Below are 20,290 nucleotides of genomic sequence, written 5' to 3'. Positions count from 1 at the left end.
ACTTATCACCGCACTAGTTTATCCGTTTTGTGCTCGAACACCTAATAAATGACAAATGGCGTAGCTTAACTCACTTCTATTGAGAGTGTAGAAGTGGAAATCACGAATTCCTTCCTTGGCCAATACTTTAACCGTATCCATTGCGATACTTGCGCCTAGCAGGTTTCGCGTTGTTTGATCGTCTTGCTCCAACCCATCATACATTTTATGTAACCAGCTAGGCACGTGTACATTAGTGAACCCAGCGAATCGCTTCAGTGTTTGATAGTTTGTCACCGGTAAGATGCCTGGCACAATGTCTAGGTCGATTCCCGCTGCGGCAGCACGGTCTCTAAAACGCAGAAATACCTCTGCGTCGAAGAAGAATTGACTGATCGCTTGGGTCGCGCCAGCTTCCGCTTTACGCTTTAAATTGAGCAAATCAAATTGCGCATTAGGGGCTTCTGGGTGTTTTTCCGGGTATGCCGCAACAGAGATATCAAAATCGGCGACATCTTTTAATAAGCTGACTAAATCTGCAGCGTACATCTCAGTTTTTTCAGTACCTGCCGGTAAATCGCCCCTTAGCGCTACGATTCGTCTTATGCCTGACTGCCAGTAATCTTTCGCAATTTGGATTAATTCCTCTTTACCCGCATCTACGCAGGTTAAATGTGGAACCGCTGCAATACCTGTTTCATTTTGAATTCGTTTAACCACGTCATGGGTGCGATCTCTCTCGCCACTGTTGGCCCCATAGGTCACAGACATGTAGGCTGGTTTTAAAGGCGCAAGGCGCTCTACCGATTTCCAAAGTGTTTGTTCCATTTGTTCCGTTTTAGGCGGAAAAAATTCAAAAGAAACATTGATATCACGTAATTCAGACAGCGACTGATTGAGTGACTCAATACCTTGTGCGTAAGAGACCATGCTGTACTCCAATAGGTAAAAAAATAATAATATCGATTCAATTAGTCAGTACTTTTCAGTGAAAACTAATATTAGCCGTTTAGACGTCTAAACTAAACTGAGAATGATAAGCCGTCAAGATGTTTAGACATCTAATAGACTTGAGGTTAGACTTTCCTCTTATAAGAAAGATAAAAGAGCAACAGTATGGCAAAATGGAACGGAAAATACATACATCCCTACGCTGAACACGGTAAAAAAAGTGAACTCGTAAAAAAAGTGACAGTGTCAATTCCGTTGAAGGTATTAAAAGTCCTTACGGATGAGCGAACACGTCGACAGGTTAATAACTTAAGACACGCAACCAATTCGGAATTGTTGTGTGAGGCGTTTTTGCACGCTTTTACAGGGCAACCGCTTCCAGATGACGACGATTTGCGCAAAGATAACCCTAATCGTATTCCAAAAGAAGCCAGAGAGTTAATGGAAGCCATGGGGTTAGAAGTCAAAGAAGTGGATGACTAAAGCAAGGAATAATTGGTTCAGTTAGTAAACTATGTTTTATTTGCGTCAATACTCAATTGTAAAATCCCAATATTGGTGCAAAAATAGTCAAGATTCGAGTGAATTTCATGATTTATTCATCTTTGTGTATTAATCTTGCCTTGGCAAGTAGATTGCATCAAGGCATTTAGATACAGGACATGAGTTGTTTTAGTTATAAATCAACGAAATGAATAGATAGTCATATAAATATCGCCAATTGAGGACAAGCCAACATGGTAAAAACACCACGTATCCCGCGCAATACAATGAATGATCATAGTCTCGAGTGGGCCCAAAAACGTCGTGAATACCTTACTGAGCAAACTGGCACGGAACTGCCACACACAGGGCATTTTTCTATCGACCCTGAAGCGCTCCCAGGTAATATCGAAAATTTCATCGGTGTAGTACAGATGCCTGTAGGCATTGCCGGACCCGTTCAAGTAAATGGTGAGTATGCGAATGGATTATTTCATGTACCCCTAGCTACCACAGAAGGGACGCTAGTTGCTAGTTACAGCCGAGGTATGCGGGTGATTAACGAGTGTGGTGGGGTTAACACCACAGTAGTAGAACAATTCATGCAACGCGCCCCTGCGTTTATCTTCGCAAACGCCAGAGAAGCTCGAGAGTTTGGCAAGTGGGTTGATGAACATTTTCTAGCAATTAAAGCTGCCGCAGAAACAACCACTAGTATTGGTAAGCTTGAACACATTATGCAGTGGTCTGTTTCGAAAACACGTTATCTACGTTTCAACTACACCACCGGAGATGCTGCGGGTCAAAATATGGTGGGTAAGGCCACTCTGGCTGCCTGCGAGTGGATTGTCGCGAACTATCCTGAAAAATGTGAATATCTGTTGTCAGGCAATATGGATACGGATAAAAAGCACTCTCATCTGAATATGCTGCATTCTCGTGGTAAACGAGTTATTGCCGAGATCGTGTTGAAAAAAGACGTACTCAAAAAAATCATGAAGGTAGACACTAAAATGTTGGCTCGCGCTACTGTGCTGGCTAATACTGGTGCGTTGATGGCGGGTGCTGCCTATAATGGTCCACATTCAGCGAATGGGATCGCGTCGTTATTTATTGCTACAGGTCAAGATGAAGCTAATGTGGTGGAGTCCCACGCAGGTTTACTTTCTCATGAGTTGCTAGAAAATGGTGACTTCTACCTGTCAGTGACTTTACCTTCGTTAATTGTCGCAACTTACGGCGGCGGTACGGGGTTGCCTACGCAAAAAGAGTGTTTGGAATTAATGGGCTGTTACGGCACAGGTAAAGCCAATAAACTTGCTGAGATAGTTGCTGCAACAGTGTTAGCTGGGGATATTTCCCTTGCCTGTGCAGTGATTGGCGGTCATTGGGTGAGTAGCCACGATAAGTTTGGTCGCAATAGAGACTAATTAAACCTTAAAATCAGGCACCTCATATTCCCTTGGGGTGCACTGATATTCTAAGCCCATTCAAGTGTTATGTTTTAGCATTCGCAATAGTTGCTTTTGCACATTGGCGCATAAGCAACTAATCGCACTTATATGAGCTAAAAAAGAAGGCGCATTGCGCCTTTCCTTTGTGGCTAACATCAAGCCAAATAGTTTTCCGGAATCTCTGTAATTGCTGCAACTCCTGAATCGATTGCAGCTTGTGCAACCGCTGTTGCCACTCGTTTACACAGGCGAGGATCCATAGGTTTAGGAATGATGTATTGACGACCAAACTCTAAACTGTCTATGTCACTGGCATCGAGCACTTGTTGTGGAACGGGCTCTTTGGCAATACTGCGAATGGCATTAACGGCAGCAATCTTCATTTCATCATTTATGCTAGAGGCTCTAACGTCTAATGCGCCACGGAAGATAAATGGAAAACACAGAACGTTATTAACCTGATTGGGATAATCAGAACGACCCGTTGCTATAATGATATCATTACGAGTTTGGTGGGCTAATTCGGGCTTTATTTCCGGATCAGGGTTTGAACAAGCAAAAATGACCGGATTGTCCGCCATTAATTTAAGGGCTTCAGCAGGCAAAACATCAGGTCCTGATACACCCACAAATACATCTGCTCCTTCCATGACATCTTCTAAAGTACGTTTATCAGTATTGTTAGCGAACATTAATTTATGGGGAGTTAAGTCGTCACGGCGGGTATGAATAACGCCTTTAGTGTCGAGCATATATATGCGTTCACGTTGCGCACCACATTTAATCAATAATTCCATACAGGCAACAGCTGCAGCGCCCGCTCCCATGCACACAATATTGACGTCACCGATATTTTTTCCCTGGATCTCTAAGGCATTTAGCATTCCTGCGGCCGTGACTATGGCTGTACCATGTTGGTCATCATGAAACACGGGTACTGAGCAACGTTTTATTAATTCTTGTTCAATTTCAAAACACTCAGGAGCTTTAATATCTTCTAAATTAATGCCACCAAAGGTATCTGCGATATTTGCCACTGTATTGATGAACTCTTCGGTTGTACGGTGAGTGACTTCAATATCGATTGAATCTAAACCGGCGAAGCGCTTAAACAATAATGCTTTGCCTTCCATTACAGGTTTGGATGCAAGCGGCCCTAAGTTACCTAAGCCTAAAATGGCAGTGCCGTTGGTGATAACTGCCACAGTATTACCTTTGCCGGTATATAAATACGCTGCGCTTGGATCTGCGGCAATCTCTCTAACCGGCTCAGCCACACCTGGGCTATAAGCCAATGCTAAATCTGTAACACTTTCCGCTGGTTTAGTTAGTTCTACGCTAATTTTTCCCGGAATAGGTTTGGAATGATAATCCAATGCTTTTTGTCGAAAATCAGACATAACTGTCTAGGTCCTTACTTTGTAGGGTACATCCACTTATTGTTATATCAGTCATTAGTGGCATGTTTGGTTAAGGGTAATTAATTGGTATCAGCTTATTATTTTAATTTTAACGCTGTTGTATATCTTTAAAGATATGGCAAAGCGGCTTTCACCTGTTAATGGAATGTAGCATAGCTCAAACCAAAGCACATATCAGATGAGATTATGAATACTATTCATGATTTCTGGTATGAGTTTGCAACTAAGCACATTCAGACTCATATTCTATCCTTTTATGCTATAAAAGTTTGAGTTGTTTATATATCGTTTCATTAGGTCATACTTCAAATCTTTCACTTGTGTTAGAACCCATATCCCTTTATAACGTGATTACCATACGCAACATAATACTAATCTAATTTTCCTTAGCCTATGACTGATAACCGACCGTTAATCAAACACATAAAAAACCATGATGCGTTATTCACCGATTTAGCGCTGATTAGAAATGCCCATGCTGCTGAACTTGGTTTTGCTGAATATGATTATCATAAAACGCCTAAATTTATGAGTTCTGATGGGCAACGGCAATGTATCGAGCCTGAACGTAGCATCGTTTTGCCTAATTTGGCCATTCTAAAGGGGGTTAAATCGGTTCTGACCAAGGTATTACCTGGTCTCTCTTTAGTGGCAAAAAGCGATTTAGGCTTTCGTTATCCCACCGCTGCTCTTGCGGGCTTAGATGCCCCTTTTATTAAACGTTTCCGTTCAGAATATTTTCACCGTGTGGGCGAAGATCGTAATATTTGTCGACCAACAAATTTGTCCTATGGGATCAAAAGTCGTGGTAAAGGAGATAATCGTCAGGAATATGAAATATGGGTGCCAGACGATCAGCTTCAGCAAGATCCACTTCCTTTATATATTGAAAAGTATGGCGAAGATTTACCTGATGATGTGCGTGATTTTGCTACCCAAACACCTATGGTACATGGCTGGATGGGGGTAAAGCGGGCAGCATTTGAAGCCTTATATCATGACCCTAAGGTCACTGGTGATTTAGTGATCTGTTTAGGTTTTTCTGTTGATGTGTACAACATTGGTGCCCGACCAGATTTGTCTTTTTCTCAAGAGTTGCAAAGCTCAATAGCCATCAGCAATGTTGAATTGGAATGGGAAATAATGGGCTACTATGCACCCCATAATCATCCCTTTGAGCATGATTCAGTCTGGCAGGCTATTAATAATACACTTTCAGCAATTGGCGATCCCCTTGCTCAGGTTTACACCAAACAGATAATTCCAATACAAGAGAGTAAAACAGAACGTATTTTATCTGCCATTCATGCTCAGGGAATTACTTCTGAGCAGATAGCTAGCATGAATTTAAAACCTTGGGAGTTTTTACAAACAGCAAGCTCACATCGCCGCAAGCCGAAAGATCCGACTCGCTCTATTAATTTGTTGGGACGATTAAATCGTTTATTCTATCAATCAGAGAGAAAGTTGCCATCACTCAAACATATTCATGATGTAATTGCCCAATAACCTTGCCTTTGGACTAAACCTAATAGGCACAAAAAAAGGCGCTTGAAGCGCCTTTTCGAAGTCGTAGCAGTTAGGCTTATTTTTTGCCCAATGCACCGAAACGTTTCTTGAACTTATCAACACGGCCACCAGTGTCAACGTTACGTTGCTTACCAGTGTAGAATGGGTGACATGCTGAACATACGTCTAGGTTCATGTCTCTTCCAAGGGTTGAACGAACAACAATTTTGTTGCCACAAGAGCAAGTTGCAGTCATTTCAGTGTATTCTGGATGAATATCTTGTTTCATATGGATTACCTCATTTCTGGGCCGTATCGCTATACAACCCGAAGTTGCACACCATACGCAAATTAAATTAAATAGCGGCTTGCCGCAAAGAGGCGCGCATATTAATGTAAAGGACTGTATTGATCAAGTTGTTTTTTGACTGTTTGTTAACCATATAGTGTCTTTGATGGCACTAAACCGTCTAGGATAATCGAATTTCGCCCATGCCCATTTATCAAGTTGCCCTGCCATTGCCCAAGCGACAATTATTCGATTATTTGTGTGAACAGAGTGGTTTACTGCCCGGGTGTCGTGTTCGAGTGCCATTTGGTCCAAGAGAACTCATTGGTATTGTTATCTCTACAACAGATGACTCACCATTTTTAGACAAATTGAAGCCCATTAGCCAGGTTCTTGACCAGCAACCGGTTATCGACAAAAGCCTATTATCCTTATCTAATTGGTTAGCTAGTTATTATCATCACCCCATTGGTGAAGTGATGCACACCGTTTTGCCTGTGGCACTGCGCAAAGGCGAGTCTGACAAGCCAAAGCCTATCCAAGTTCTAAGTTTAATTGTTGCTAATCAGGATGAAATTCCTGAACAGCTTAATCGCGCTAAAAAACAACGAGAGTTATACACTGAACTACTTGAGCATCCGATCGCGGTAAGTTCTATTCGACAGACATACACCGATGGCGTGATCAAAGGGTTGGTTGAAAAGAATATCGCCAAATTAGACTCTGTAGATCCTCAAAGCGAGACTGCAGAATTCATTCTCCCAGCAACTATTTCAAAACCTCAGCCTAATGTTGAGCAAGCCTTAGCTATAACTGCTATCAGTCAATCGTTATCTCGTTACACATGCTTTTTATTGGAGGGGATTACCGGCAGTGGTAAAACGGAAGTGTACTTACAAAGTATTGAAGAAGTCCTTAAGAAACAGCGGCAAGTCTTAATACTGGTTCCTGAAATTGGTTTAACACCGCAAACCGTAAAGCGTTTTGAAAAGCGTTTTGAGATTGAAGTGGGCATTCTACATTCCAATCTTACTGACAACGAACGTTTAGTGGTTTGGCAAAAAAGCCGCTCAGGCAAATTAGGCATCATCATAGGCACGCGTTCGTCTATTTTCACACCTATGGCCCGTCCTGGTATGCTAATTGTTGATGAAGAACATGATGCGTCCTATAAACAACAGGATGGCCTGAAATACAGTGCTCGTGATTTAGCTGTAATTCGTGCTAAAGAACATCAGATCCCGCTTATACTCGGTTCTGCAACGCCTAGCCTCGAGTCTCTAAACAATGCATTATCTGGACGTTACCAGTTATTACAGCTCCATCAAAGAGCGGGAAATGCACTTCCGGCAAAACAGAATGTATTAGACATTACTAACCAACCCCTAACTGCTGGTCTTGCTGCAGGTATGTTGACACGTATTGAACAGCACCTAAAAGCGGGTAATCAAGTGATGTTGTTTGTAAATCGCAGAGGATTTGCACCAGCGTTATTGTGTCACCAATGCGGTCATGTAGAGGAATGTCGTCGATGTAATAAACCCTACACAGTGCATAAAGCATTATACAAGATGCAATGCCACCATTGTGGCGCGGCTAAATCGTTACCCAAGCAATGTAAAGAATGTGGCCATCAAGAATTAATCACCCAGGGAGTGGGGACAGAACAACTAACCATGTATTTGCAGCAACAATTTCCCCAATACAGTTCGGTTCGCATTGACAGCGACAGTGTGAGAGGGAAAGCCAAGTTAGATAATTTACTAACCGAAATTAATCGCGGTGCGCACCAGATTTTGATTGGTACCCAAATTTTATCTAAAGGCCACCATTTTCCGAATGTAACTTTAGTGGTGATACTAGACGCTGACGGTGCTCTTTTTAGCGCAGATTTTCGAGCCTCAGAGCATCTTGCTCAGCTGATCACGCAATTGTCGGGTAGAGCAGGCAGAGCAGAAAAACCTGGAGAAATGTGGTTGCAAACTCATCAACCTGGACACCCACTTTTACAAGATTTAATTCATAACGGCTATGGGCATTTTGCCCGGTTTGCACTCAGCGAAAGAAAGTTAGCAAATCTACCGCCGTTTAGTTTTCATGGGTTGTTTAGAACTGAGTCTTTAAAAGCCCAGGATGGGTTTGAGTTTCTATCGCAAGTATCGCAGATGATGCAACATCCGCAGGTTCGTCTGGTTGGGCCTATTCCAGCTATTATGGAAAAACGTCAAGGTAAGTATCGAATGCAACTGTTAATGCAGAGTCAAAGTCGCGCTGTACTCAACCAGATTATTGGTCATTTTGCAGCTGAAATTGAAGCATTGCCGGCGGCTCGAAAAGTTCGCTGGTCAATTGATATAGATCCACAAGATTTCATATAAATATTGGTTTTATCACGCGGTTCACGATACTATTTGCCTTCACTCAGAAGTAAAATGCATCTACTGGGTATTCCAATTCAACTATTTCAATTGCATTTTCATTAGTTCAATACCTTAGAAATCAGACTCTCATTAATAAAAATAATTAAAAATATGGCACACAAAGATTTTGTAAAACGAGGTCAAGCACCTAAAAAGAAACCCACCAAAAAAGTAGAAAAGCCAAAACGTCCTTGGTTTCCGCTTTTCATTACCGTCATTCTTGTGGGTGGTTTCGCTTATTTTTTATGGGCTATAAGTCATCCAACTAATTCAGAAGATGATCCTAAAACTGAAATTCAGCAAGCATCTTCAAAAGATCCTCAAAACAAAGCTCAGACGCAAAAGCTAGAAGAAAAAACCAAAGAGCAGGATGACTTGCCTGAAATGCCAGAAGAGGAATATATCTATCCAGAAGAACTGGAACACGGTAGCGTAGAGATAGATCGCAAAGAACAAGAGAAGTCAGCACGCCCATATTTGATGCAATGTGGTTCATTTAGGCAAAAGCAACAAGCCGAGAAAATGCGTGCCCAGCTTGCTTTGCAAGGGTTAGAATCTTTGGTGAAAGCCAGTGAAGGAAAAAGTGGTCTATGGTATCGCGTCATTCTGGGTCCTTATGATTATAAACGAGATGCTGAGACCGACCGACATGTTATCCAACGCATCGGCATTGGATCTTGCCAAATTTGGTATTGGGATCTTTAAACTCATCAACATATTTGTAGCATGGTCTTTAGGCCATGGGATGTTGGGCCATGGGATTTTTCACGGCAATGATTGCCGCGGGGCTAAAGCACCCGCCTACAGGATTCCCCCGTGGATTTATAACCCCCCTGTAGCATGGTCTTTAGGCCATGGATTTTTCACGGTAATGATTGCCGCGGGGCTAAAGCACCCGCCTACAAGATTCCCCCGTGGATTGATAACCCCCTGTAGCATGGTCTTTAGGCCATGGATTTCAGGCCATGGATTTCAGGCCATGGGATTTTTCACGGCAATGATTGCCGCGGGGCTAAAGCCACCGCCTACAGGTTTAACATTCCATGGATTTTTTCGCGGGGCTAAAGCACCTGCCTACAAGATTCCCCCCGTGGATTTATAACCCCCCTGTAGCATGGTCGTTAGGCCTAAAAAGAGAAATTCGAGTCTAATCCACCTATATCGCCTTCATTTTTTAAGATACTTAGACCTTAGCGCTTGAAAATTCCTTACCGCTCCCCACATATACTGCATGAATCGTGACTCGCATATGAAGTGAGTCGAAAGTTGAGCCAAACAAGGAGCAGACGTGACTACCATAGTATCCGTACGCCGTAATAATCAAGTCGTCATCGCCGGTGACGGTCAGGTTTCGTTAGGAAACACTGTAATGAAAGGGAATGCACGAAAAGTGCGCAGACTCTACAACGATAAAGTCATCGCGGGTTTTGCAGGAGGCACTGCAGACGCTTTTACCCTTTTCGAACGTTTTGAAAGCAAATTGGAGATGCATCAGGGGCATTTAACTAAAGCTGCCGTAGAGTTGGCGAAGGATTGGCGCACAGATAGGATGCTGCGTAAGTTAGAAGCGCTGCTGGCGGTGGCCGACCATACGGCTTCTTTTATTATCACCGGTAATGGTGATGTTGTTCAGCCAGAGCAGGATCTTATCGCTATTGGATCCGGGGGGCCCTATGCTCAATCTGCCGCGACTGCACTATTAGCAAATACAGATCTAAGTGCCAAAGAAATTGCTGAAAAAAGCCTGACGATCGCCGGTGATATCTGTGTCTTTACCAACCACAGCCAAACTATAGAAACGTTAGATTACTAATTTTAATAGCACTGATTAAATTGCTTCAGTGCGACACATTTTAAAGGTTTTTTATGTCTGAGATGACTCCAAGAGAAATTGTCCACGAGTTGGACAGTCACATTATTGGTCAACAAGATGCCAAAAGAGCAGTGTCAATTGCCTTGCGTAATCGCTGGCGTCGTATGCAATTAGACGCTGAATTACGTCAAGAAGTCACACCAAAGAATATCTTAATGATCGGTCCCACTGGTGTGGGGAAAACGGAAATAGCCCGTCGATTAGCGAAGCTGGCAAATGCGCCTTTTATTAAAGTTGAAGCAACGAAATTTACTGAAGTGGGATATGTTGGTAAAGAAGTAGAGAGTATTATTCGCGACCTGGCGGATATCTCTATTAAAATGACCAAAGAACAAGAAACTGAAAAAGTGAAATATCGAGCTGAAGAAGCCGCTGAAGACCGTATTCTTGATGCACTTTTACCGCCGCCAGAAAATGCCTGGGGTGAAAAAGAAAAAGTTGAAGATAAAGGCACTCGTCAAACTTTCCGTAAAAAATTACGTGAAGGTCAGCTGGATGATAAAGAAATCGAAATTGACGTTGCCCTGCCTCAAGTGGGGGTGGAAATCATGGCTCCTCCAGGCATGGAAGAGATGACCAATCAACTTCAAGGGATGTTTCAGAATTTATCCGGTTCGCAAAAAAAGAAAAAGAAACTGAAAATTAAAGAAGCATTCAAACTACTTGTAGAAGAGGAAGCCGCTCGATTAGTGAATCAAGAAGAACTGAAAGAAAAAGCACTCTTTAATGCTGAGCAGAATGGCATCGTCTTTATTGATGAAATAGACAAAATTTGTAAACGTGAAGGCACTGGTAGTGCTGATGTTTCCCGTGAAGGAGTTCAGCGCGATTTACTGCCTTTAGTTGAAGGTTCTACGGTCTCGACTAAACATGGAATGATTAAGACTGACCATATCTTGTTTGTCGCATCAGGCGCTTTTCAGATGAGCAAACCGTCAGATCTCATTCCTGAATTACAAGGTCGTTTACCCATCCGAGTTGAGCTCTCTGCCCTGAGTGTGGAAGATTTTGTGCGTATATTGACTGAACCCAATGCGTCATTAACTGAGCAATATAGCGCGCTTATGGCAACAGAAGGTGTGAACGTCAGTTTCACTGAAGATGGCATCCGACGCATTGCTGAAGCAGCTTGGCAGGTTAATGAACGAACCGAAAATATCGGGGCGCGACGCCTGCATACTGTGATGGAGCGTCTGATGGAAGATATTTCTTTTGATGCTTCTGAAATGCAAGATGAGTCGGTATCTGTGGATGCACAGTATGTGAATGAGCATCTTGATAAGTTTGTCGATAATGAAGATTTAAGCCGCTTTATTCTATAAATTCAGCGCTTATTTTGAGATTAAAAAACGCATTCCTAGGAATGCGTTTTTTATGTTTACTGTTGGCAACAAGATATGCTTTGTGCTTAGAGGTTGCTGGCTGTCGCAACATTCAGATTATCAAGGGGTGATAAAATACCTTGAATACTAGAGTAAACAACTTACTAAATGCTATCCGGGAATTGTTCTCTAACTTGATTAAACTCACTAATATTACTGAGTAGTAAATCGACCAATTTAGGTTCGAATGCTTCACCTCGTTGCCCCTGAATAAAATCGATCACTTGCTGATGTCCCCAAGGATCTTTATAACAACGCTTACTGCCTAGTGCATCAAATACATCCATCAGTGCGGAAATGCGACCGGCTATATGGATTTCTTCCCCTTTAAGACCTTGAGGGTAACCCGTACCATCCCATTTTTCGTGGTGCTGTCTGGCTATGGTTGCACCTAACTGCAGAATGGGGTTATCCGTTCTGGTAAGCATTTCATAGCCGATTTGCGCATGGGTTTGCATGACTTTCCATTCATCTTGACTGAGTTTGTCAGGTTTATTTAACACGTAATCGGGAATACCTACTTTGCCTACATCATGAAGAGGGGATGCCAGTTTAATCATTTCGGACTCGAAATCATTTAATCCGTAGAGTTTGGCGAGCATAAAACTGGTTTGTGCGACTCGTTTAACGTGACTACCTGTTTCTTTACTTCGCATTTCAACGGCTTCACCAATAATATAAGACAATTCCTTTTGAGACTCTTTGATAACATCAAGCAGCTTCAAATTCTCATGAATGACGGCGATATTGTTGGCAAAAAATTCCAACAAGCTATGTTGCATGGGCTCTAGTTGTTTACTCTGAGCCACGTAAAGTACATTTTCGGTATGCTGTTTGGTGGTAAAATATCCAATGAAATAGTCTTCTTCATAAATGGATTGCTTGAGGGCCAGGGCGCGTTTGATACGTCCCTCAATCTCTTTATTTAAGGGCGAGGAAGTATCAGATTGAGCTTGGTTCATGGCGAGTATGTGTACGTCACTGAAATGGTTACTGGCATCTTTTGATACTGCGCAACAAATGACAGTTTCTTCATTAATACCTAATACTAGGGCGACTTGCTTCAAGATTGCAGAGCCAAATTGGGGGAGGGTTTCACATTCAATAAACTCGGAAGAGGCTGCTATGATTTTCTCAAGGCCAACTCTATGTTTTTCAATGATTAATATATCCCTATAACTGCGTAATGCAGAGTACACTGACGTTTTTAATCTAAGGGCTGTTAATTCTGTCTTGTTTTTATAATCATTAATGTCGTAATCACGGATCACGCTTTCTTCGGGGGCTTCTCCTGGCTGTCCTGTGCGCAAAAACAGCCGTATTTTATGGTCGTTTTGTACTTCTCTGACCCATTTAACGAAATCTAAACCCGCATGAACCGTTTCCATAACCACATCAACAATGGCAACGGCAAAGCCTTCAGAGCTATTTAAGATCAGCTCTTTTGCTTCGGCTGCAGAATAAGCGCTGTATAACGTTAATCTACCATTATCAAAGATCAAATCATTGAGAACTATCCGGGTAATATTATGAACTTCGGGTTCATCATCAATAACTAGGATATTCCATTTGTTATTTAGGGTTTCTTTTTCTTCAGGTAGATCTTCTGCAAATAAAAACCGTTCATTCATAAAAGTTCAGCCAAATTAATCAATTACAAAAGGAATGTTCAGGACACTACAAGTAAGTATAGATTAGTCTGAAATCATAAATTATGAAATGTTTTAGGGTAAATTTTTATACAGGTTAATCGTGCGTAGAGTTCTTCGCTAATGCTGAGCTGAAAATTTGACTGTCACCTTGATTTGAAGAGGTTAGAACGAATCCTGCCCAATATTTAGGATGTCTATATTTACCTGAAGAGTGAAACCTATACTGGGTTACCTGCAGGGCTTTTGGTGCATCGCCGCCTAATTCCAGCAAATTGGCATAAAATTGTTTAACAAACTCTGAAGTAGGTCTATCTTGAATCGCCCAGATAGTTCCTACTACTGTTTTTGCCCCTTGGGCTAAAAAGCCTCTGGTAATACTGCGCATTCCTGAGCCTTTATAATTCTTCCCCACCATAGTTTCGCAGCCACTCACAAACACTAAATCAGAAGATACGGGTTTGCTTAATAATTGACTCAAACTCAAAAATCCGGGGGTAATATTACCTGCAACTGTTTCCCCTGCAGTTAATACGCCCACAATATCCGGCGACTTCTTGTCAAAGTACCCATGGGTTCCAATGTGTAATATTTTTGAGTTTCGTACTTTATTTGACATCAAAAATTGGCTAGTAGCATTTTCAGCAAAGCCTTTATTAATTTGGTGTGCAGAAAATAAATTCGCTACAAACTCTGCTTCTTTGAGGGTGCCGGGTAAAGATGCTAAAGAGAGTCGCTCAGGTAAAGTACCTATGGCTTCACTTTCTGGGCCGCTGAAATCAGGGTTGGCAAATATCGATATTTCGAAGGTTTCAGATTCAGAAGCATGTAATTGTTCAAAATATGAGGTGGCAGATGTAATAAAAACCGATTGCGATGTTTCTACTAGCGGCTTATAACGACTTCCTTTGCTATTGGTATTCCACATTGAAAAGGGCATCTTATGTAAGCTTTCATCAGGAATAATTAAAATTTTATCGATGTGTTGTTGTTCAATGATGTCTATGGGTAGCAATGAAATATCTTGATACTCAGCATTTAACCAAGGTCTACTTGATGCTGAAGTGCCGTCAACGTAACTCTCTACCATTTTGGCAAGTAAGGTCATTTCCGCCACTTTTTGAACCGATATGCTATTGCGGGTGACAGAAAGCGAATACATGCATTGTCCGTCAGAAAAATATCTGACCAGCATTTGCTCAGGTGGCAATAGTTCCTGAAAACTATCCAATGATATATGCGAAACTTCAATGCTATTATTTTGTTGATTTAGTACTTGTGCAAAATAGTCATCTCTTGCTTCATAAAAACGCAACTTCTCGTCTGCTGAATCGGTTAACAGCATCCGCTTTTCTTCTGCTAGCCATACATTATAAAAAAGTTGAATTTGCTCGGCGTTATCTTTGGCTGCCTCGTCGATGGAAAATAGGTTTTTTTCTTGTTTAGGATCAACAGAATAAAACTTTTCTAAAACTTCGAATAATTTCGAATAGTGAGTATTTGATTCGTATTTAAATCGTTTAGAGTCGAGTAACGAACTAATATAGGTATTGATAAAGCTAAACCTCGCAGCATTCCAAGCCTGAGGATTGGCCACATTCGAGCGGCTTTTCTCTATTAATGACATGGCTTTGTCTGCAAATATATCTATCCATTTAAAGGATTTTTCTTGCTGACTTATTTGCACTAACAGGGTAAATACTTCGATTTGCTTTATCGGAAGTGTGGCGTCGTTAATGTTACTAACATTTTCGTCGTAAAAACTATCGTAGCCCAGCAAAGCGGCTAATTCATCTAGTTCTTCGCGGTTACTTGGTTTGGCTAAATGGACATTATCTACTTTCAATTGTAGGATTTTGGCGTCTATTTTAGTGGTGTCGAGGGTACGTGGATCATTGAATACCTTGTCTAAATGCGCTTTTGCCTTATTGAACTCTTTCTGTTTAATGGCTGTTTTGGCAAGCTCTACCTGCAATACAATTTGATAATAATCGTGCTGGTCTTTTAATAAATGCTCAGCACACTGCAACCATTGGTTGGCCCCTTTAAAGTTACCCTGTTCTCGACTAGTCGCTCCTATCATTACCGCTGCTCGTGCAATCATTAAGTTCTGTGGGCCTAGTTTTAAACAGCTCGCGAGCTCCCATTTTTGACTAGACGAGGTCTTTTGAACTTGCTTTATGGTATCGAAAAAGTAACTTTCGCCAGTGTCAAACTCACCGGTTTGAAAGAGCAAAAAACCTTTGCTATATAACAATGGAGCGATATTGGACTGGCTCGATGGAGTGCCTATATTTAGCCCTTTATTTAAGTAATTATGGGCTTGAGCGAATGCGCCTTGCCGATAAGAAGACAAAAACGCGTTACTATACAGCTCTGTCATCAAAAACTGGTATTGGGGGGCTTTTTCTGCTTTAGCAATCGCACTTTTAACGGTTTCTAAGGCTAAACTGTGCTTATCTTCGAAATTATAATAAAACCATAGGTGATGAAGAATATCTGCAGTTAACCAATTCGGTGTTTTCGATAGCGTTTCAAGTACCCTTTGATATAAATTTTTAGCGTAGATATCAAGGTCTATATCTGCTTGTTGATTGGGGGGCATATCTGAAAAAATGCGTCCGCAGCCGGACATAAATTTTGCTGAATTAAATAGGCTGCTGTGGTCATCAACTAGTTTACCGTGGTGTTTAGAGTATACATAAAGCGTAGCGGCTAGTTGCGCTGCAAACTTAACATCGACAGCGGTTTCTAATTGCTCTACTGGATCACTGTACCTAGTCCATGCATTACATTGTTCAAGAATGTCTTCGGCTCTAAACTTATTTAAATTAAAATTAATTAAAAAGCTAAGGTAGCCTTTTTGAGCTTTGTTCGCGTCTACCAAAAGGTGTCGAAGAGCCCAATCAGAAAAGTCTGTTTGTAAATTTGGGGTGGTGAATCGAGAGATGATTTCATAAGGCTGTTGATCATGGCTAGGCGATGAATCGGTTAACACTGCTAAGGCATTTTTGTGAGCGCTATAGTCCTCTTTATCTAACGGTATTACCTCTATTTTAGGCGTTTCTTTACTGTAATTTACAATGACTCTGATAGAGCTCTGTGCAATATTGGTTTGAGGTAATCGAATTAAAGAAAAGTACTGGTGGTCGCGATTATCGAGTTGTTTTTTCTCAATGGATTGATTATTTACGAAAATTTCGACATCTAATAGCTGATCTGCATCGCTAAGCTTGAATAGCGCAAACTGGCTCACTTGAGTGAAGGTGGAAGTTGTAGATTCCATTGCACTGCAAACAAAGCTGGTACAGAACAACACAATACAGTACGGCAGAATACGAAACATACTTAGCAAAACACGTCTTGATATAACAATGGTTGCGCCATTGTAACCTATAAATTCTGTTTGCCATAAGAAACTTGAGGTAAGTGTCACCATTAAACAGTGACACTTTTAATCATAACCTAGACTTAATCGAGGAGGTAAACGATCCAACTGTGTTTAGACTTAGCCATATTTCCATGTTTATCTTGCCAAATCACATGAGCCACAATTTCACTTTCGGGGTTATCATCTGCAGGTAGATAGTTGGTCCATTCTGTAATATGCCAACCCTCTAAATCGTCGAAAATAATGGTTGAGATACCATCGTTAATATTGACGAGCTGTGTTTTATCTTCATTCAGCACAAATACTGTATTATCCGACGCTAGCCGGAAAAGTTCCGGCCATTCATTAGCACTTGAACCATCTTGATTGACAGCGGTTTCCTGTACATAAAGCAAATCACCTATTTTTTGCTTACTGATCTCTATAAAGTATCTTCGATCTGGAACAAAAAACCATGGACTAATTTGTGAAACTATTTCTTCTAATGATTTAGTTGCCGCGGATTGGTCAAGGGCTTCAATACCTAACGCTTTGATCTCTCTTATAATTTGTTCAGACATGCAGTTTCCTTAGTTCACAGTGAAAAGCTTTTGCAAGTCTACATTGTTGTGCTCATCGAGCAACTTATCTTTCACTTCACTCAGTACATTCAATGCGTGGCGTTTATCATAGGTGCCATTTTTAAAGATGGTTAATGCTTTAGTATTTATGGCGTCATGCAAAACATCGGCAATAAGAATACTCCCTAGTTTACCTAGTCGCTCGCCATTATGAGTAGTTGCTGCCTCATGGAGTATGTATGTCCATAGTGGCAAATTTTGCATATTAAGTTCTTCTATACCCTCGAATTCCTTTGGAAGTTGAGTGAGGGGCATGAGTTGGAAAATGTCCCTAAGGGCCTCATCAGAATTGATTTTTTTGACGATGTTATATCCTGAAGGGAGCTGCTTATTCAGTCCAGCCAGCATATTTTTATAGATAATTCGAATCATTTCTGAATTATCCGAAGGAAATCGAATTCTCGACATGGCATCGGATAAAGATAAATCAATTTTATTGGCTTTTTGATTGTCACCAAAAAAGCGATGCCACTGGATGACATGCCTATCTTTTATTTTTTGCGAAGAGGTAAAGAGTGAGGTTAACGGTACTTCAGGTTGAAAACGCCTAAGTGCATAGCTATTTCTTACCATACTGTGACCAAAACGAAATGCGCTATTATGAAAATAGTCTAAACGCTGCTCTGGCTTGAATGGCAATTCAGGTTTTACCTGTTGATTAAAATACACGTCAAAAATGTGCGGATCCAACAGGTTCTTTAGAAAATACTCGATAGTCACAAACTGAAAACTGAGAATGGTATGACATTTTGCATTTTCGAAATCAAAATGATAAGGCGCTTCAATGAGTTGATTATGAAAATTTTGCCAGAAGCAATGAAGTTGACAAATAATATCGTTTATATCATTGCGATGCTCTGGAATTAGTGCTTGCCCCTGTTCATCTCTTACGACGTCGAAGCCTTTCACTCCTTGCCACTCAATTGAGCGCATTTCAAATCGATCGTTAACTATATTTTGATTACCACCATATAAGCTGTCGAGTAAAAGTTCGTTACTGATATTTCTGACTGCATGCTCAGGAAGTGTGGTGTGAGGAGCAATATCATGGGCGATCATTTGACCAAAATAAGTCATTCCCGCATCTAGGTTACTTGATGGTACCGTGTTGTTATTTTCCATTAGCTTTTCTGCAATTTGCAGTAAAACAGGGTCGCTTAAATAATCATTCTTCCACATTTTTTTTATTTTATGGGTGAAACTAAAGTCCAACATAACTAATCTCTTACTACTACTACCAGTACTTTTTTCTTTTTAGTGTTTGACTCATCAAGAGAGTATTCAATCTTCATCAAACCAGGCTGCAACATTTCTTTATACAGAGAAATAATTACTTCTCTATCGGTATTGGGTATGTATGTTCCTGTGTACGAAGGCTTTTTTTCGGTATTAGCGTAAATATCAACTTGATATTTATCGTTGGCATTGAATTCGTCTTGAAGGACTAAAGAAACTGATGAGGATATTTCATTAAGAGAGAAGCTTGCATCAACACTTGTGGTATTCCCTCTAACCGAAGAAACGTAAACCATTGAAGGCGAACTTAGCGTCTTCTCGAAAAAGCTAAAATGGTTATAGTTAAGCATTAAAGTGAACACTAAAATACAACTGCCCAAGGTCGTTAAACTTGCTCGAGTTGGCGTTTTAAATAAGGATTGCCAAAAACTGTTTTTAGGTTTCGAAGTTGTATTAATTAATGGCAATGTATTAATCAACATTGAGTCCAACTCCAATTGATCAACAATTTCAGAGTTCTCCATTAAATAGACTTCAAATTCTTCACTTTCTTCTGCACAAAGTTTGCCTTGCATATATCGATTGGCAATATCGTTATTTTGAATATATTCCTGATCCATTGGTCTCATGAGCACCTCTCATTTTCTCTGGTCAATAAACTACATATACATAGTTATTAACTGGCTGAACTAATCTTCCTTGTTGGTCTTAATGACTAAGTGCTGTGGGCCTTGAATTTCTCTCACCTTAGTGAGAAATAATTTTTTAATTGAAGGGGGGGGAGCAGATAAAGGATCATCTACAGGTATATCTAGTGCAAGATTTTGCTCAGACGCTGAGAATTGTAGTGCCAAGGCAAACGCAAAAATTGAGGTTAAATTGGTTTTATCGAAATCAATATCTAGCTTATGTTGAACTAGTTGTTTTAATCTATTGCGTGCTCTATACAAAACTCTGTCAAAATGTTCAGGACTCAAATCAAATTCGTTGCAAATGACTTTTTTAGTTTGGCCATATACAAAATAGCGATACAACATATCGCGATCTCGTTGAGCGGGTAACTCATTAATTATTTGTTGTACTATTTCCAGTAGTTTTTCGGAATGAAGGGAGTTGATTAGAGATTGTGATGGATCCGGGTATTCTAAGTCGATGGAATCGGAAAACTCGGTTTTACGGCGAGATTCTTTGCGAAAGTGAGCAATCAGCAAATTAATGCCAGTTTGACGAATATATGCGCCCAAAGCCGAGGAATTTTCTATCTTACCATTACGGATACTATCGATGACGATGAGGAATGTATCTTGAGCAATATCATTGGCCAATTCGTCATCATCAGACTGCTTTTTTAAAATGAAAAAAAGGCTCTTCCAATATTTATTAACTAATTGTTGTTCAGCTCGAGTTTCGCCAGAGGCAATTCTGTCTACCAGATACTCAGACGTAATCATCCCAACCGTGTCTCCTACTGCTGACAGAACAATCAAATTATTGATCTACATATCGATTGATTGAAAGAGCAGACCAGAGTTTTAAAACTTAGTGGAATTTTGAACATGTTGCAACCGCTTCACGAGTGTAATTCAAAGTTTTTTCATTGATTTCATTGTGTTTTACCAAGATAGCTTAATTA

The 20,290-nt window shown here is 40.8% G+C and carries 17 protein-coding genes; 8 read left to right on the top strand and 9 right to left on the bottom strand.

From position 1 onward, the window contains the following. Positions 1–18: 18 nt before the first annotated feature. A complete protein-coding gene (metF, locus tag Q4574_RS03630) occupies positions 19–909 on the bottom strand; it encodes a methylenetetrahydrofolate reductase (protein WP_303471595.1) in 891 nt (296 codons plus the stop codon). 186 nt (positions 910–1,095) lie between these two features. Here metF and metJ point away from each other — a divergent pair, with 186 nt between their 5' ends. Together metJ and Q4574_RS03620 are read left to right on the top strand one after the other, a co-directional pair. Beyond that, complete coding sequence (gene metJ / locus Q4574_RS03625; protein WP_303471594.1) at positions 1,096–1,413, top strand: met regulon transcriptional regulator MetJ; 318 nt, start codon at positions 1,096–1,098, stop codon at positions 1,411–1,413. A 254-nt stretch (positions 1,414–1,667) separates the two neighbouring features. Beyond that, positions 1,668–2,843 carry a hydroxymethylglutaryl-CoA reductase gene (locus tag Q4574_RS03620; RefSeq protein WP_303471591.1) on the top strand — a complete coding sequence of 392 codons (1,176 nt, stop codon included), beginning with the start codon at positions 1,668–1,670 and terminating at the stop codon, positions 2,841–2,843. 179 nt (positions 2,844–3,022) lie between these two features. Here Q4574_RS03620 and Q4574_RS03615 read toward each other — a convergent pair whose 3' ends face one another. After that, the gene (locus Q4574_RS03615; RefSeq protein ID WP_303471589.1) at positions 3,023–4,267 is read right to left on the bottom strand and encodes a malic enzyme-like NAD(P)-binding protein; all 1,245 of its coding nucleotides are present in this window, start codon (positions 4,265–4,267) and stop codon (positions 3,023–3,025) included. 414 nt (positions 4,268–4,681) lie between these two features. Here Q4574_RS03615 and Q4574_RS03610 point away from each other — a divergent pair, with 414 nt between their 5' ends. Then, positions 4,682–5,797, top strand: a complete 1,116-nt coding sequence (locus Q4574_RS03610; protein ID WP_303471587.1) for a hypothetical protein — start codon at positions 4,682–4,684, stop codon at positions 5,795–5,797. A 76-nt stretch (positions 5,798–5,873) separates the two neighbouring features. Here the strand turns inward: Q4574_RS03610 and rpmE are convergent, their stop codons facing one another. After that, on the bottom strand, positions 5,874–6,086 hold the full coding sequence (rpmE, locus tag Q4574_RS03605) for a 50S ribosomal protein L31 (protein ID WP_216049138.1): 213 nt from the start codon (positions 6,084–6,086) through the stop codon (positions 5,874–5,876). A 203-nt stretch (positions 6,087–6,289) separates the two neighbouring features. Here rpmE and priA point away from each other — a divergent pair, with 203 nt between their 5' ends. The 5 genes from priA (at position 6,290) to hslU (ending at position 11,701) form a co-directional block, all read left to right on the top strand. Further along, positions 6,290–8,464, top strand: coding sequence for a primosomal protein N' (priA, locus tag Q4574_RS03600; protein ID WP_303471583.1), 2,175 nt, complete (start codon positions 6,290–6,292; stop codon positions 8,462–8,464). A gap of 153 nt (positions 8,465–8,617) precedes the next feature. Next, on the top strand, positions 8,618–9,211 hold the full coding sequence (locus tag Q4574_RS03595) for an SPOR domain-containing protein (protein WP_303471580.1): 594 nt from the start codon (positions 8,618–8,620) through the stop codon (positions 9,209–9,211). Further along, on the top strand, positions 9,156–9,608 hold the full coding sequence (locus Q4574_RS03590) for a hypothetical protein (RefSeq protein WP_303471687.1): 453 nt from the start codon (positions 9,156–9,158) through the stop codon (positions 9,606–9,608). The genes Q4574_RS03595 and Q4574_RS03590 overlap by 56 nt, the downstream gene beginning before the upstream one ends. Positions 9,609–9,794: 186 nt before the next feature. Further along, entirely contained in the window at positions 9,795–10,319 is a 525-nt protein-coding gene (hslV, locus tag Q4574_RS03585; RefSeq protein WP_303471578.1) for an ATP-dependent protease subunit HslV, read from the top strand. Positions 10,320–10,372: 53 nt separating this feature from the next. Continuing rightward, positions 10,373–11,701, top strand: a complete 1,329-nt coding sequence (gene hslU / locus Q4574_RS03580) for an HslU--HslV peptidase ATPase subunit (protein ID WP_303471576.1) — start codon at positions 10,373–10,375, stop codon at positions 11,699–11,701. Positions 11,702–11,865: 164 nt separating this feature from the next. On the opposite strand, the gene Q4574_RS03575 is transcribed toward hslU, so the two are convergent. From Q4574_RS03575 to Q4574_RS03550, 6 genes are all read right to left on the bottom strand, one after another. Next, the gene (locus tag Q4574_RS03575; RefSeq protein WP_303471574.1) at positions 11,866–13,392 is read right to left on the bottom strand and encodes a DUF3369 domain-containing protein; all 1,527 of its coding nucleotides are present in this window, start codon (positions 13,390–13,392) and stop codon (positions 11,866–11,868) included. A gap of 115 nt (positions 13,393–13,507) precedes the next feature. After that, the gene (locus Q4574_RS03570) at positions 13,508–16,849 is read right to left on the bottom strand and encodes a CHAT domain-containing protein (RefSeq protein WP_303471573.1); all 3,342 of its coding nucleotides are present in this window, start codon (positions 16,847–16,849) and stop codon (positions 13,508–13,510) included. A 32-nt stretch (positions 16,850–16,881) separates the two neighbouring features. Continuing rightward, entirely contained in the window at positions 16,882–17,361 is a 480-nt protein-coding gene (locus tag Q4574_RS03565) for a hypothetical protein (RefSeq protein WP_303471571.1), read from the bottom strand. 9 nt (positions 17,362–17,370) lie between these two features. Beyond that, positions 17,371–18,636 carry a hypothetical protein gene (locus Q4574_RS03560; RefSeq protein WP_303471570.1) on the bottom strand — a complete coding sequence of 422 codons (1,266 nt, stop codon included), beginning with the start codon at positions 18,634–18,636 and terminating at the stop codon, positions 17,371–17,373. 2 nt (positions 18,637–18,638) lie between these two features. After that, positions 18,639–19,286, bottom strand: coding sequence for a hypothetical protein (locus Q4574_RS03555; RefSeq protein ID WP_303471568.1), 648 nt, complete (start codon positions 19,284–19,286; stop codon positions 18,639–18,641). Between the two features lie 60 nt (positions 19,287–19,346). Then, on the bottom strand, positions 19,347–20,108 hold the full coding sequence (locus tag Q4574_RS03550; RefSeq protein ID WP_303471566.1) for an RNA polymerase sigma factor: 762 nt from the start codon (positions 20,106–20,108) through the stop codon (positions 19,347–19,349). Positions 20,109–20,290 lie beyond the last annotated feature (182 nt).

The sequence above is a fragment of the Aliiglaciecola sp. 3_MG-2023 genome (assembly GCF_030548205.1).
Lineage (GTDB): Bacteria > Pseudomonadota > Gammaproteobacteria > Enterobacterales > Alteromonadaceae > Aliiglaciecola.
This window is presented reverse-complemented; position numbering and strand designations above follow the sequence as displayed.